The organism is Bacillus sp. PK5-006 (assembly GCF_054161415.1).
On record NZ_CP096414.1, the window covers coordinates 1,971,764 to 1,984,594 of the forward strand.

The 12,831-nt window shown below is 38.4% G+C and carries 12 protein-coding genes and 1 pseudogene; 4 read left to right on the forward strand and 9 right to left on the reverse strand.

What is annotated here, in order from left to right:
- The first annotated feature begins 8 nt into the window (after positions 1-8).
- Complete coding sequence (locus M1D84_RS10260; RefSeq protein WP_024425112.1) at positions 9-1,841, forward strand: DNA ligase D; 1,833 nt, start codon at positions 9-11, stop codon at positions 1,839-1,841.
- Positions 1,842-1,908: 67 nt separating this feature from the next.
- Positions 1,909-2,604 carry a YoaK family protein gene (locus M1D84_RS10265; RefSeq protein ID WP_087978168.1) on the forward strand — a complete coding sequence of 232 codons (696 nt, stop codon included), beginning with the start codon at positions 1,909-1,911 and terminating at the stop codon, positions 2,602-2,604.
- Between the two features lie 729 nt (positions 2,605-3,333).
- Here the strand turns inward: M1D84_RS10265 and M1D84_RS10270 are convergent.
- The gene (locus M1D84_RS10270; protein WP_024425110.1) at positions 3,334-4,446 is read right to left on the reverse strand and encodes a response regulator aspartate phosphatase; all 1,113 of its coding nucleotides are present in this window, start codon (positions 4,444-4,446) and stop codon (positions 3,334-3,336) included.
- A 541-nt stretch (positions 4,447-4,987) separates the two neighbouring features.
- On the opposite strand from M1D84_RS10270, the gene M1D84_RS10275 reads away from it, so the two are divergent.
- Positions 4,988-5,359 (forward strand): iron chaperone, encoded by a 372-nt coding sequence (locus M1D84_RS10275; RefSeq protein ID WP_024425109.1) that lies wholly within the window; start codon positions 4,988-4,990, stop codon positions 5,357-5,359.
- Positions 5,360-5,409: 50 nt separating this feature from the next.
- On the opposite strand, the gene M1D84_RS10280 is transcribed toward M1D84_RS10275, so the two are convergent.
- Positions 5,410-5,991 (reverse strand): undecaprenyl-diphosphatase, encoded by a 582-nt coding sequence (locus M1D84_RS10280; protein WP_024425108.1) that lies wholly within the window; start codon positions 5,989-5,991, stop codon positions 5,410-5,412.
- Between the two features lie 228 nt (positions 5,992-6,219).
- Here M1D84_RS10280 and M1D84_RS10285 point away from each other — a divergent pair, with 228 nt between their 5' ends.
- Positions 6,220-6,681, forward strand: coding sequence for a macro domain-containing protein (locus M1D84_RS10285; protein ID WP_024425107.1), 462 nt, complete (start codon positions 6,220-6,222; stop codon positions 6,679-6,681).
- Positions 6,682-6,745: 64 nt separating this feature from the next.
- Here M1D84_RS10285 and M1D84_RS10290 read toward each other — a convergent pair whose 3' ends face one another.
- The 7 genes and pseudogenes from M1D84_RS10290 to M1D84_RS10320 all read right to left on the reverse strand — a co-directional run bounded on the left by M1D84_RS10290 (position 6,746) and on the right by M1D84_RS10320 (position 12,730).
- Positions 6,746-7,222: an immunity protein YezG family protein gene (locus tag M1D84_RS10290; RefSeq protein ID WP_024425106.1), complete on the reverse strand. Its 477-nt coding sequence runs from the start codon at positions 7,220-7,222 to the stop codon at positions 6,746-6,748.
- Between the two features lie 3 nt (positions 7,223-7,225).
- Positions 7,226-8,158 (reverse strand): DNA/RNA non-specific endonuclease, encoded by a 933-nt coding sequence (locus M1D84_RS10295; RefSeq protein WP_332284346.1) that lies wholly within the window; start codon positions 8,156-8,158, stop codon positions 7,226-7,228.
- A 398-nt stretch (positions 8,159-8,556) separates the two neighbouring features.
- Complete coding sequence (locus M1D84_RS10300) at positions 8,557-8,922, reverse strand: SMI1/KNR4 family protein (RefSeq protein ID WP_332284347.1); 366 nt, start codon at positions 8,920-8,922, stop codon at positions 8,557-8,559.
- 154 nt (positions 8,923-9,076) lie between these two features.
- Positions 9,077-9,553, reverse strand: a complete 477-nt coding sequence (locus M1D84_RS10305) for an antitoxin YezG family protein (RefSeq protein ID WP_332284348.1) — start codon at positions 9,551-9,553, stop codon at positions 9,077-9,079.
- 3 nt (positions 9,554-9,556) lie between these two features.
- Positions 9,557-10,181: pseudogene (locus M1D84_RS10310) on the reverse strand (DNA/RNA non-specific endonuclease); the annotation flags it as partial.
- A gap of 135 nt (positions 10,182-10,316) precedes the next feature.
- Positions 10,317-10,799 (reverse strand): antitoxin YezG family protein, encoded by a 483-nt coding sequence (locus tag M1D84_RS10315; protein ID WP_268415809.1) that lies wholly within the window; start codon positions 10,797-10,799, stop codon positions 10,317-10,319.
- Between the two features lie 5 nt (positions 10,800-10,804).
- Positions 10,805-12,730, reverse strand: coding sequence for a T7SS effector LXG polymorphic toxin (locus tag M1D84_RS10320; protein WP_332284351.1), 1,926 nt, complete (start codon positions 12,728-12,730; stop codon positions 10,805-10,807).
- Between the last annotated feature and the right edge of the window lie 101 nt (positions 12,731-12,831).

Sequence of the window (12,831 nt, forward strand, 5' to 3'; positions counted from 1 at the left end):
CATGCACAATGAAACCTATGCGATTAACACCTGCACATGATATACCTGCCGGTGCAGACTGGGTGTATGAATTAAAATATGATGGCTTTCGGGCTATTCTTGTATGGGAAGAAGACGAGATTCGTTTAGAAAGCAGGACCGGAAAACGGCTAAATAAGCAATTTCCTGAAGTGATGGATCAATGCGAACAATTAAGAGAACAATTTGCTCCCTTTTTACCGCTGACACTTGACGGAGAATTGGTCTTTTTACTGAGTGAACAACAAAGCGAGTTTGCGAAGGTTCAGCAAAGAGGCAGGCTGAAAAACAAAGAAGCCATACAACGACAGGCTGAACGATTTCCATGCCATTTCATTACGTTTGATCTATTAAGCTGCAAAGGGAAACCTCTCGTTGATTCACCGTTGATGGAAAGAAAAAATCAGCTGCAGCAATTATTCCAAGAAGCAAAGCTCCCCTCCTCAGTTCAGCTAGAGCACCCTTCCCTTTTGCAGGTCATTCATACAGACCCAGACTCTGAATACATGAAAAACGTGATGACGACGTATTTAGCAGAAGGACTAGTAGCGAAAAAAAAGTCGAGTAAATGGCATGACAATACTCGTTCAAAAGAATGGCTGAAAATGAAAAACTGGCGGTATGTCTCTGTCATTGTCACCCGTTTTGACAAAGAAAATGGCTATTTTCAAGGTTCCATTTATCAAGATTCGGCTCTCATCGAGGTTGTCCAATTCAAGCATGGTTTTTCTAAAGAAGAAGAACAAACGCTGCGTACACTATTTCAGACAAAAGGCCAGTTAACAGGAGGATCTTTATACGAAATCCCTCCTTCTATCGTTGCCAGCATTGCTTGTATATCCTTTGATGGATCGGCGTTAAGAGAGCCGCGTTTTTCTTCCTTTTTACTAGATGCTGATCCAGCAGCATGTACATTTCAGCAAATGCTCAAACAGCTGTATCCACTCCCTGCTGCTATAGACGTCACCCACCCAGAAAAACCGATTGTCCCGGCTCTTCAACTAAACAAGGCAGATTACTTACTTTATTTAAGACAAGCGGCTCCCTACCTTTTGCCCTTTTTACGTGAAAGGCGTCTTACTTTAATTCGGTATCCGCATGGCACTGGAGACGAATTCTTTTATCAAAAGTCGACACCTGATTATGCGCCGGATTTTGTTTTAACAGATGAAGTTGATGATATTTCTTATACGGTCTGTAATGATCCTCGTACACTTCTTTGGCTTGGCAACCAGCTGGCGATGGAATTTCATATCCCTTTTGAAACAAGAGATACGGATCGGCCGACAGAAATCGTCTTTGATCTAGACCCGCCATCTGTAAATGAGTTTCATCTAGCCATAGAAGCGGCTAAACGAATCAAAGCGCTTTTAGACGGGCTTTTTCTCACAGCCTTTATTAAAACAAGCGGAGGTAAAGGGCTTCAAGTCTATATTCCTTTAAAGAAAAACGCCTTCACATACGAAGAAACAAGACAATTCACCGCATTTATATGCCAATTTTTATGTGAGCAAGCACCGGATCTTTTTACTCTGGAACGCCTTAAGAAAAAACGCGGCAATCGCTTGTATTTAGACTACATTCAGCACGATGCTGGGAAAACAATCATCGCTCCATATTCTCCAAGAGGAAATGAGCTTGGACTTGTTGCGACACCGCTTGAATGGGACGAACTCTATCATGATGAGCTTCATCCTTCTCTTTTTACGATGCCGGCTGTTATAGAGCGTTTAAAGGAAAAGGGCGATCCGTTCCGCCGCATGAGGCACCTTGTGAATGATGATGCTTTTAGACAAGTCTTACATCAGCTTGCACACATGTGACCATCTCATCAGATGGACATTTGCGGTCATGAAGCGTTACACTTATTCATTAGAGAGAAAGAAAGGGATGACTATTTTGACCGCACATTCATTTCGAAATACAGCTTTGATTTTCTTATGTCTTTCCGCAGGAATTGTGGATGTGATTGGCTATTTAAGCCTAGGGCATGTGTTTACAGCCAATATGACAGGTAATATTGTGCTGCTTGGCATTGCAGCAGGAAGCTCCTTGCAGCTAACAGCCCTTCATTCCATCATTGCTCTAAGTGGATTCGTTTTAGGGGTTTTACTTGCAGTGGTGATAGGCGGAAATCACGAGAAAACGTTTTGGCCAAAAGCCGTAACCCGCATTTTTATCATCGAATTGATGATTTTGCTTCTATTTGCTCTCATGACCATTTTCCCTTATACACAAGGTGCTTACTTTATGCTGATCATTCTTTTAAGTATGGCTATGGGCATGCAAACGGCGGCCGCACGCAAATTGAATGTTGCTGGCATTTCCACAACCGTTCTCACAAGTACACTTGCTAACCTATTTGAAGATGCAGCCAAGCGCATATCATACCGGGAAAAAAGAAAGGCCCCTATCCAGATTGTAAGCTTGATGCGAATAGGCTCTATTGTCTTCTACTGCCTAGGTGCAGCTATTGCTGCATACACAGATCGTTACGATCCGTTTATCATCATATGGCTGCCTATCATCATTCTAGGCATCATTGTGATAACTGCTGGATTGAAGCACTTTCACCAATTGAAATAGCCTCTCTTTAGATGGCTATTTCAATTATTGTGATCTTACACTAATAACTCCTGACATAAAAACCAGGAGGGCGTCCCATGATGAACGTTGAACCATATGGATATCCAGAAAATGTCCCGAATCCTCCGTACCCGGGAAAACCGCCTAAGCCAGAGAATACACCAGGACTCAAATAATACCCGCCAAAGCCGATATGGGACCCAACCGGCCCAATATGTGCCCCGCCTCCGCTAAAACCGCCTCCATGAAAACCACCATAAACCCGTGGATACATACAATCACCTGCCTTCGAATCAGACCTTATCTCATCATATGCATGACAAATGGGGCGGTGCTCCTGCTTTTTCTTTCCTTCTATGTACATTAGACCAATTTGATAAAATTTGAATGAAAAGTCCTGCAAAAAATTAAATTAAGCAAAGAAAAGTGACCTTTTTAACTTGTTGCTCTGCCCTATGTTTATTTAGAATAATGGAGCAGGTAATAAATTTGCACACCCCCTTTGTTGCGAATTCTTCTTATTAAACGTTCTTGGAGCGTTTAATAAGAAGAGCCTATTAAAACACAAAAAACCCTTGCTGACGATCATCAACAAGGGCGAGAGATAAATGGTATTAACCACCAATGATTTTTTCTGCAACTTCGAATGAACCCGCAACGTTTTGCGATAGAACAGTCGCAGCGACCGCTAAACCGACAACGAATAATACTTTTAATCCTGTTTTCATCTTAAATCAACCCCATTCTTTTCATATGTAAATCCGCTTCTAAACTTTTGTTCAAGTAAAAAACAGACTGCTCATAAAGTGATTGCTTTTCACAATATTTTGCTGCAAATTGTGATAGCTCTTTTACTTCATGATATTCATTCTTCTCTTCTAACTTTCTTAATTTCTCATCAATTTGCTGAAATCTTTGTGGCGCATGCGTTAAGTAAAGATCATGTACGATGCCTATTTTTAGCTGAAACACTTCATGAGAAGCATCTTTTATTCTGGCATATGCAGCCTCTATATATTGGCTTGCACGCTGCTTTTCACCAATCACACAGAGTTCCCGGCTGATCAGATACGTAGAATGGAAAAAGAAATCTGAATCATAATACTCTTGATGGGACAGTGCTTTTTCAAGATGACGTATCGATTCCTTCGGTTTATTCCAAAATGAATATAAAATGGCCACATTGTGATGAAGCTGAGCCAGCATAAAATCATCCTGCTCATTTGTCAAAACTTCTTCCGCCAGACGATAATTCTCAAGCGCCTCTTCATACCGGCCGATCTCCGTTAGATTCGCTGCTATAAGAGAGTATGAAAGGGCCGTTCTTCTTTCATACTGCTTGTGCCGCTTATAGACGTGCAGCGCTCTGCGGATATAGCTTAATGAGAGCATGATATGACTGAGCCGGTAATAAAGCCATGCCACTTTAAAATCGAAATCAGCACGTTCTATCTCACTTGGAATTTTATCTAAGAGCTTTTCAGCACTTTGATACATTTGCAATGCAACCTCATAATTACCTTGATGCTGCTCATACACACCCTCATAAAAATCAAAATAATAGGCAAGACGATTAGACAGGTCATCTTCTTTTTTTCCATAATGACCCTCTATGCTTTTCGTTGAAACATTGCCCTTTTGCCCTCTTAAATTGTACATAAGAATGTGATGTCTCTTCTCAAGAAGAGAATAGTATATGAGGATATCCGCATCGTCAATTTCCTCTACCGCTTTTTTCGCTTTGGCAAATAACCGTTCTGCCTCATCTGCATGATCTTTTTTGATTTCCATGTTCCAGTCATTTAATAGTGATGCCAATTCCGCAACAGGAACTTTGCTCATTCTACACCCCCAATCACCTTCAGCTGCAACACATATTTCACTAAATATGGAACTTCTATTAGCAATTGCTAATTAGTCCATTTGACATCATTTTAATATGAATCACTTGAATCTTCAATAACCGTTTCCATTGAAAGTGTGTTTCTTTCTCCTAGTCAATGATATTTGCGAAAAAATTCCGCCTTTTTTTAAATAAACATCTTGAGATGAAATGAAAAAAGCCCAATGTCAAGGCTTTCTAATCTGATGATGGTTCATAGCAGCTTTTCATTTATCCAGTTTCTTTATATAATATGATCAATCACTTACACGCCTCAGTAGCTCTAGAAGGGAAGAGCGCCGTAAAACAAATTGTAGCTGGCGGGTCGCAAGGCAAGGGTTTCAGAAGCACCGAAAAGCACATGAGCTGAGACAGGTGAAATTCCTGTCGGTGAAATTCCGTAGGGAAGCGTGTTGCCCCTAGCCTATGCTTACGAAAGGAGTGCGGGTTCGAATCCCGTCTGAGGCTTATGAGGTAGATGGATTGGGAGGATAAAATATCATGCATGTGTTTGAAGAATATATCAGCAAAATCGGTAACCCCGAGCTGAAGCAGCGCACTCAAGACATCTTAAAATGGATAGAAGACACATTCCCTCAATTAGAGGCAAGAATTGCTTGGAATCAGCCTATGTTCACTGATCACGGCACATTTATTATTGGGTTTAGCGTGGCAAAACATCACATTTCTGTCGCACCAGAAGCAAAAGGAATTGATCAATTTTCAGCTGACATTGTACAAGCTGGGTACGATCATGGGAAAAATCTGTTTCGCATGAAAGAAAGCTTGCCAGTTGATTATCCTCTCCTAAAGAAAATCATCGAATTTAATATCGAAGACAAAGCGGATTATTCAACGTTTTGGCGAATATAAACAGTACCCCGATCTCAGCTTTACAGATCGGGGAATTTTACTGCTGCATGTTATTTTATTCTCTTCCCTACCAATTTTTGTTCAAGCCATTCATAACATGACAAAAGGGCATCAACGCTCTTTTGGCATATCGGCAAATATACAACGGCGACAGCTGTTAAACACGCTATAGCAGCTCCTGCTAAGACATCAAATGGATAATGAACACCTACCCAAACCCTTGAAAAACCAACAGCACACGCAATGATCAGCCAATACATATGGCGTTTGTGAAACAGCCAAAAGATCACGCAAATCGAAAAAATAAAGATGGTATGATCACTCGGAAACGAGTTATTCACTTCCTTTTGAATCAAAAGATTGACGTGGCTCATTTCTGCAAAGGGCTGCTGATTAAAATAAAACACCCCAGCGATTTTCCCAAGTAACTCGGCGAGTACGAAGGTCAGTCCGGCAGAAACGACCATCGCCCTATTGTACCTGCTGCGATTTTGAAACCATACGAACAGACACACGAGCGCTGCCAGCAGCACTGTATATTCAGCTAGTCCAATAAATATTGGATTCAAGTAACCATAATCGATACTGAGCTCATTCACCCGCCTAAATAAATCTTCATTAAGTCCCCGCATCTCATTTCATCCCTTTTTACTTGATTTACGATAAGGATAATTGAAATGAGATGTCTGCCTCCATCGATCGAACGAACAAACCATGGAATCATATGACATGTTTGTCACTTTGCTGTCACCTGAACATCGTGTACTAACTAAAAACTCATCAAAGGCTATTAAATCACAGGAACAAAACTGTTATAATAGAACATAAGTTTGCATTTTATCAAAAAGGGGTTACTGCATATGATCAAAACGGTAGACGGCAATATATTAGAGGCAAGCGAAGACATCATTTGTCACCAAGTGAACTGTAAAGGAGTCATGGGAGCTGGATTAGCAAAACAGATCAAAAGCAAATATCCGAATGTGTTCAAAGATTATAAACAGTTATGTACAGAACAAGGAGATGACTTGTTAAGCTCCGTTCAACTCATCACAACAAAAGACGGAAAAACAATTGCCAACTTATTTGCCCAAGCTGGATACGGAAGAACAAGAAAGCAAACAGACTACGATGCCTTACGCAGCTGCTTTCAACATCTAAAGGATACAGTGACACAATCACCTGAAGAGAAAAAACAAACGTCCATCGCCATTCCATACGGGATCGGCTGCGGATTGGCTGGCGGCGATTGGACGATTGTGGAAGAGATGATTGAAGAGGTGCTGGGTGATTGTGAGGTGACGGTTTATCGGTTTAGATAATGGAAATGAGGTTTTATGAAACATATATGAGAAATACCCTCCTTAAATTGGAGGGTATTGTGCGTTAGTTATCTTCTTTATTTTTTTCATAAATTAATACGGCTTCTTTATCTTCTTCATCGTCGGGTAAAAATCCGAACGTTTCATATTCCCAAACTGCGATTCTTTGATCACCATCAATGCCTAATGAATAAATATCTTCGTACCCATACTCAATCGAGAATTTCCCTGGTTGCTCCATTTTTAAAATTGCTGTCGACCAATCTCCAAATCCATTTTTTACATATTCCTTTTTTAAGTCTTCAAAAGAATGGAGAAGTTTTAATAATAACTCTTTATAAATAGAGTTGCTAACACTATACTTTTCAGGAATATTATGACCATATATTAATTCTTCATTGCCTGGGTTGCAGAAATAAAAATTCACTTCTGACGAATCATCCACGATTTCTGCATACATCCAAACTTTATCCCATTCTACAGGAATCATTTCATTTATTATTTCCGCTATTTCTTTATAGTTTTCTTCTATTTTTTCCATACTTCAACCTCCTGGCTTGTTTTTAATAGTTCTAAATCTCTTATGGTCTCCGATTTTATATTCTACAAGAAACTCTGCAGGTCTTAATGAATCATTCATATAGACAGGTTCAATTTTAACCTCTACATGCTTTGGAGGGTCAGCCGTTAATGCTTTTTTCCACTTCTGCTCCATCTCATACCATTTCCCACCACTACGATTAATTTGTGAATTCATCGGAAGCAGGTTATCAATATCCCCTGAACCTTTAAAAATAGTTGCAATCAAGAGACCTCCATCATCATCCAGTAATCGATCCGGCTTTCCTGAATTGGATTGGGAATATTGGTTTCTTTTAACCTCTCCGTATTTTAAATCACTTGCTTCGACTTTGACAATTCTTCCGTAGTGATCGGTTGTGTAGGTGTAGCCTTGCTTTGTTGAATAAACAACATTTGGTTTTAATACTTTTTTACGTTTCCACCTCACATAGTGATCTCCGTAGCTAACAACAGTCGGTGGTGATTTTGGTGCTGGTAATCGTCTGCCTGTCTTAGAGATACCGTATCCTGAATTGTTATCTAGGCGTTTGGCCATAGAGAGGAGTTTATTTTTGAGATTTTCTCCGTCAAACACGTTATACGGCAGCTTCGGGCCGCCAGCCATTTGAAACTTTGGTGAGTATGGCAATAGATTCGGAATAGAAACTCTGTCTAATGATTTTGCTCCTTGCTCAAGGACTTTCTTCACCGTCGTTTTGGCTGCTGTTGTCCCCGTTTTTGTAATGGCACCTGCCCCTTTAGAACCAAAGACGATTTCTGCTAGAGAACCAGTTGCATAGGCGAACCAGTGTGATCGAGAATATGCATCACCATAATAAAAAGCCTTCCCTTTGATGACATAATACTTCGTGGGTAATCCTGATAAAACAATTAAATATAAAATGTTAAAAGCCATCCTGATTATCTTCTAGATGATCATAATCATGCCTATAGCTAATACAAACTAAAACACCCATAAAGAGTGTCTTTTTTAAAAAAAATAAAAAGGATGCACTTTAGCACCCTTTAAACTTAAAAGTTATTCAGATTAAAATGAATTTCCATATAGATATAAGAAACGTTTAGTCTTCTTGAAAAGATTTGTCTAAATTTTAATCTCTCTCCTTTAACATTTTTATGAGATCGTCACTAAGTTGGATATCAATATCTTCTGTATCACTATCTTCATCATCATCTTCAACAACAAATAACCCTTCAATAAACTCAGTAAAAGTATCAGCAATTAGGAACAGATCCTGGTCTCTATTTCTAAGTTCATGATTCCAAAAATAAATTTTCCCTTGATTTATTTCACTAATCTAAACAAATTAGGTCTCCGCCGTCTGCGTCTACGATAGGAATTATTTGTTCTGATAATTGTTCTTTATATGTTTTTATGGCTTCTCTTATATCATAATCATTTTGCTCCAACCCATAAAACAATTCGACTGGCACTGATTCACCAACAAACCACACTGGTTTTTCTCTTAGAGAGGTATATACATTGTCCTCAATCCAACATTCTCCATATTCATTAATAAAACTTTTATAATCAGAAGAAATGTGATATCCGTTTTCTTCTTCTATTTTATCCATTTCGTTTAATAAGTTATTTATTTTGGTTGATCTAATATCAATAGTGTATTGATCAAGTTTGTCTTTAATCCGTTTAAAACTCATTTTAATAGCCTCCTCTTAAGCCTGATGCGGCACCAATATGTGGTACATTTTTATGTAAGTCAGTCGAAACAGTCGGTCTACTTTTTCCTGAATCATATGCCTATTTTAATAAAAAACCCTCCATTAATGGAGGGCGGTAAGTTAGTTGTTACTTTTATCCTTTATTTTTAATATATTGATCAAGAAATTCCCTGACTGATTTTCTTTTAGGAAGTATTCCGAGATTTTCGTAAGCCCATATCGCTCTTCTTTGAGACCCGTTAATTCCTTGATTCAATACATCTTCATAATTCAAGTCTAAGGAAAATTTGCCGTTTGCATCTAATTCCAAAGTCAAATTTGTCCATTTTTCAGGATTAATTAATTCATATGCTTGTTGTAGCTCCTCAAACAAATCATGTAATTTTATTAAAAACTCGTTATAGATTGACTTACTTACATGATGATCTTCAGGTATATTATGCGAGTAAAGAAATGCCGTTTCTCCCTTTAATCTATAATAAAAATTAATCTCTGCTGAGTCGTCTAATATTTCAGCATATAAACAGACTTCGTCCCACTCTTTTGGAATCATCTCATTAACAGTTTGTGCAATTTCACCATACAGAGAATCTAGTTTCTCTAATTCCATTGTTTATCCACCTTTTTGGTTTTTAATAATTGATCTTTGTAATTCGTCATTGCCTATTCTAAATTCAACAACAAAACGTTCTGGTCTCAATGAATCACTTTTATAAACTGGTTCTATTGAAACAGATACTTTCTCAGGAGGAACTTCTTTCAATGCAGCTAACCACTCTTGTTCCATCTGATACCATTTCCCACCACTACGATTAATTTGTGAATTCATCGGAAGCAGGTTATCAATATCACCTGAACCTTTAAAAATTGACGCAATTAAATGCCCACCATCATCATCTAATAATCTGTCAGGCTTCCCTATGTTTGATTGTGCATAATTGTTTCTTTTGGTCTCTCCGTATTTTAATTCATTTGCTTCTACTTTGACAATGCGTCCATAATGATCTGTGGTAAAAGTGTAGCTGCTTTTTTGTATAAACAACATTTGGTTTTAATACTTTTTTACGTTTCCATCTGATGACATGATCTCCGTATTTCACAACGTCTGGTGGCGATTTGGGTGCTGGTAATCGTCTGCCTGTTTTAGAGATTCCATATACAGGTTGATTGTCCAGGCGTTTTGCCATAGAGAGGAGTTTATTTTTGAGATTTTCTCCGTCAAACACGTTATACGGCAGCTAGGGTGTTTTTTATCCTCTCTCCTTTAACACTTTCAAGAAAACGTCACTAAGTAAGATTCCAAAAGCTCCTGTATCACTTTCATCATCTTCTTCAACAATAAATAACCCTCCTTAAATTTGGAGGGCAATGTGTTAGTTGTTTTCTTCTTTATTTTTTATATATTCTTCGAGAAATTCCCTAACCGATTTTCTTTTTGGGTATATTCCTAAATTCTCATATGCCCATATGGCTTTTCTTTGTGATCCATTTAAACCTGAATTTAAGACATCATCATAACCAAATTCAATTGATAGCTTTCCTGTGTGTTCTAGTTCAAGGGTAGCTGTTGTCCATACCTGTTCATTATGTTTTATAAATTCTTCTCTCAATTGTATGAATAACTCTTGCATTCTAATTAAAATATTAACGTATACTCGTTCACTAACTTGAAAGTCGTCAGGAATATTATGACCATAGAAATATTTCTCTTTATCAGTGCAAAAATAAAAAGCAACCTCTGATGAATCATTTAACACTTCGGAGTAAAGCCAAACTTTATGCCATTCAGTTGGTATGATTTCGTGTATATTCTCGGCAATTTCTTTATAGAGTTCTGACATTTTATTTGTTTCCACTAAGGTTAACCTCCATACTCATTTTTTATATAAATATAATCTGTGCTTTCCCCTATTTTATATTTCACTTCGAAAGCTGAAGGCCTTAAGGAGTCTGAATGGTAGACTGCCTCAATATAGACAGAGACTTTTTCAGGCGGAACCTCTTTGAGTGCAGACAACCATTCCTGCTCCATCTGATACCATTTCCCACCACTACGATTAATTTGTGAATTCATTGGAAGTAGGTTATCAATATCCCCAGACCCTTTAAAAATAGATGCGATTAAATGACCTCCGTCATCATCTAGTAATCGATCCGGCTTCCCTGAATTGGATTGGGCATATTGGTTTCTTTTGACCTCTCCGTATTTTAAATCACTTGCTTCGACTTTGACAATACGTCCGTAGTGATCAGTTGTGTAGGTGTAGCCTTGCTTTGTTGAATAAACAACATTTGGTTTTAATACTTTTTTACGTTTCCATCTCACATAGTGATCTCCGTAGCTAACAATAGTCGGTGGTGATTTTGGTGCCGGTAATCGTCTGCCTGTTTTAGAGATACCGTATCCTGAATTGTTATCTAGGCGCTTTGCCATAGAGAGGAGTTTATTTTTGAGATTTTCTCCGTCAAACACGTTATACGGCAGCTTCGGGCCGCCAGCCATTTGAAACTTTGGTGAGTATGGCAATAGATTCGGAATAGAGACTCTGTCTAATGATCTTGCTCCTTGTTCAAGCCCTTTCTTCACCGTCGTTTTAGCTGCTGTTGTCCCCGTTTTTGTAATGGCACCTGCCCCTTTAGGGCCAAAGACGATTTCTGCTAGAGAACCAGTCGCATAGGCGAACCAGTGTGATCGAGAATATGCATCACCATCGATGACTTCTTTTTGGAATGAATCTGAAATCGACTTTCCAATCGCTTTCGACGTTTCAATTGGATGTGAAACAGCCGTTACGACCGATTCAACGGCACCTCCAGGATCTGTCACAAGATCGTAGATGCCAACTACTGTATCTTTGGCTACATCATATAGACCAACTGCTGCACCTTTTACAACATCAACGAACCCCTCTGATGCTTCTTCCTGCGCTTTGATCTGGAGAAGCTGGCTGTAATACATTTTTTGATCGTAAGAAAGGTTTTCATATCCAATTTCGTCTACAATCTCAAAGTATTTCTCTTCTGATATACACGAAGGATCGTTGAGTTTTTCTTTCAATTCTTTGATTCTTCGTTTCTCTTTTTCTTCTTTTTTCACTTTTAAATATGCTTTCACCTGTGCATTGATTTTATCGTGATTCTTGTACACATCTGTCTCATGAAACGCTTTTGCATCGTAATACATGGGCTGCGCATTTTTTCCTTTTCCTGTAGCAGCCATCATTTTTGCATAAAAAGTTGCGAGGTGTTTTTCGATCGCTTCTGATTTTGCGTATTCTGTTTTTAGCTCATGATCTATTTTATGTAAAACCTCAATTGCATCTTTTCTTTTTTTGTTCGCATCATCTAAATGTTCATTGACCTCTTTACTTGAAAATACATTCAGTTCTATGAGATCACTGATGTCATCAAAAATAGTGGATAAGGCTTCTTTTTGTTCGTTGACCATATCTTTATTATTCTGAATCCCTTGTTTCAGTTGAGCGTCTAAGAAATGCTCATCAATAAATGTACTCCCGCCTAACGATTCATCATCAAGCTTTCCTTTTACCCCATCTAAAAAAGCTTTTTGCATATCAATAAAATCAAGATAAGTGTCTGTGTAAAGCACAAGATCCTCATAAAAGGCTTTGATATTGTCTGCACCTTTTCCAGTAAATTCATCACCTAATCCCGACACACTTTTTAATGCTATTTTCACATGCTGCATTTCGTCTCGAAGGCCCTGATAGGCTTTTGACCTTTGTTCGACAGCTGACAGTAAAGATGGAGCATCTAATATTTTCATATAAAAAAGACTCCTTTTATGGAATATTCTTTTACTAGAATACCATAAGGAGTCTTACACTTTAATCCACTTTATCGTTTTTTAACCAATTATCCTCCGTA

What these genes read in the sequence shown, in the direction of transcription:
- M1D84_RS10260 (WP_024425112.1), top strand. Translation starts at nt 9, where the DNA reads ATGAAACCTATGCGATTAACACCTGCACATGATATACCTGCCGGTGCA.
- M1D84_RS10265 (WP_087978168.1), top strand. Translation starts at nt 1,909, where the DNA reads ATGACTATTTTGACCGCACATTCATTTCGAAATACAGCTTTGATTTTC.
- M1D84_RS10270 (WP_024425110.1), bottom strand. Translation starts at nt 4,446, where the DNA reads ATGAGCAAAGTTCCTGTTGCGGAATTGGCATCACTATTAAATGACTGG.
- M1D84_RS10275 (WP_024425109.1), top strand. Translation starts at nt 4,988, where the DNA reads ATGCATGTGTTTGAAGAATATATCAGCAAAATCGGTAACCCCGAGCTG.
- M1D84_RS10280 (WP_024425108.1), bottom strand. Translation starts at nt 5,991, where the DNA reads ATGCGGGGACTTAATGAAGATTTATTTAGGCGGGTGAATGAGCTCAGT.
- M1D84_RS10285 (WP_024425107.1), top strand. Translation starts at nt 6,220, where the DNA reads ATGATCAAAACGGTAGACGGCAATATATTAGAGGCAAGCGAAGACATC.
- M1D84_RS10290 (WP_024425106.1), bottom strand. Translation starts at nt 7,222, where the DNA reads ATGGAAAAAATAGAAGAAAACTATAAAGAAATAGCGGAAATAATAAAT.
- M1D84_RS10295 (WP_332284346.1), bottom strand. Translation starts at nt 8,158, where the DNA reads ATGGCTTTTAACATTTTATATTTAATTGTTTTATCAGGATTACCCACG.
- M1D84_RS10300 (WP_332284347.1), bottom strand. Translation starts at nt 8,922, where the DNA reads ATGAGTTTTAAACGGATTAAAGACAAACTTGATCAATACACTATTGAT.
- M1D84_RS10305 (WP_332284348.1), bottom strand. Translation starts at nt 9,553, where the DNA reads ATGGAATTAGAGAAACTAGATTCTCTGTATGGTGAAATTGCACAAACT.
- M1D84_RS10320 (WP_332284351.1), bottom strand. Translation starts at nt 12,730, where the DNA reads ATGAAAATATTAGATGCTCCATCTTTACTGTCAGCTGTCGAACAAAGG.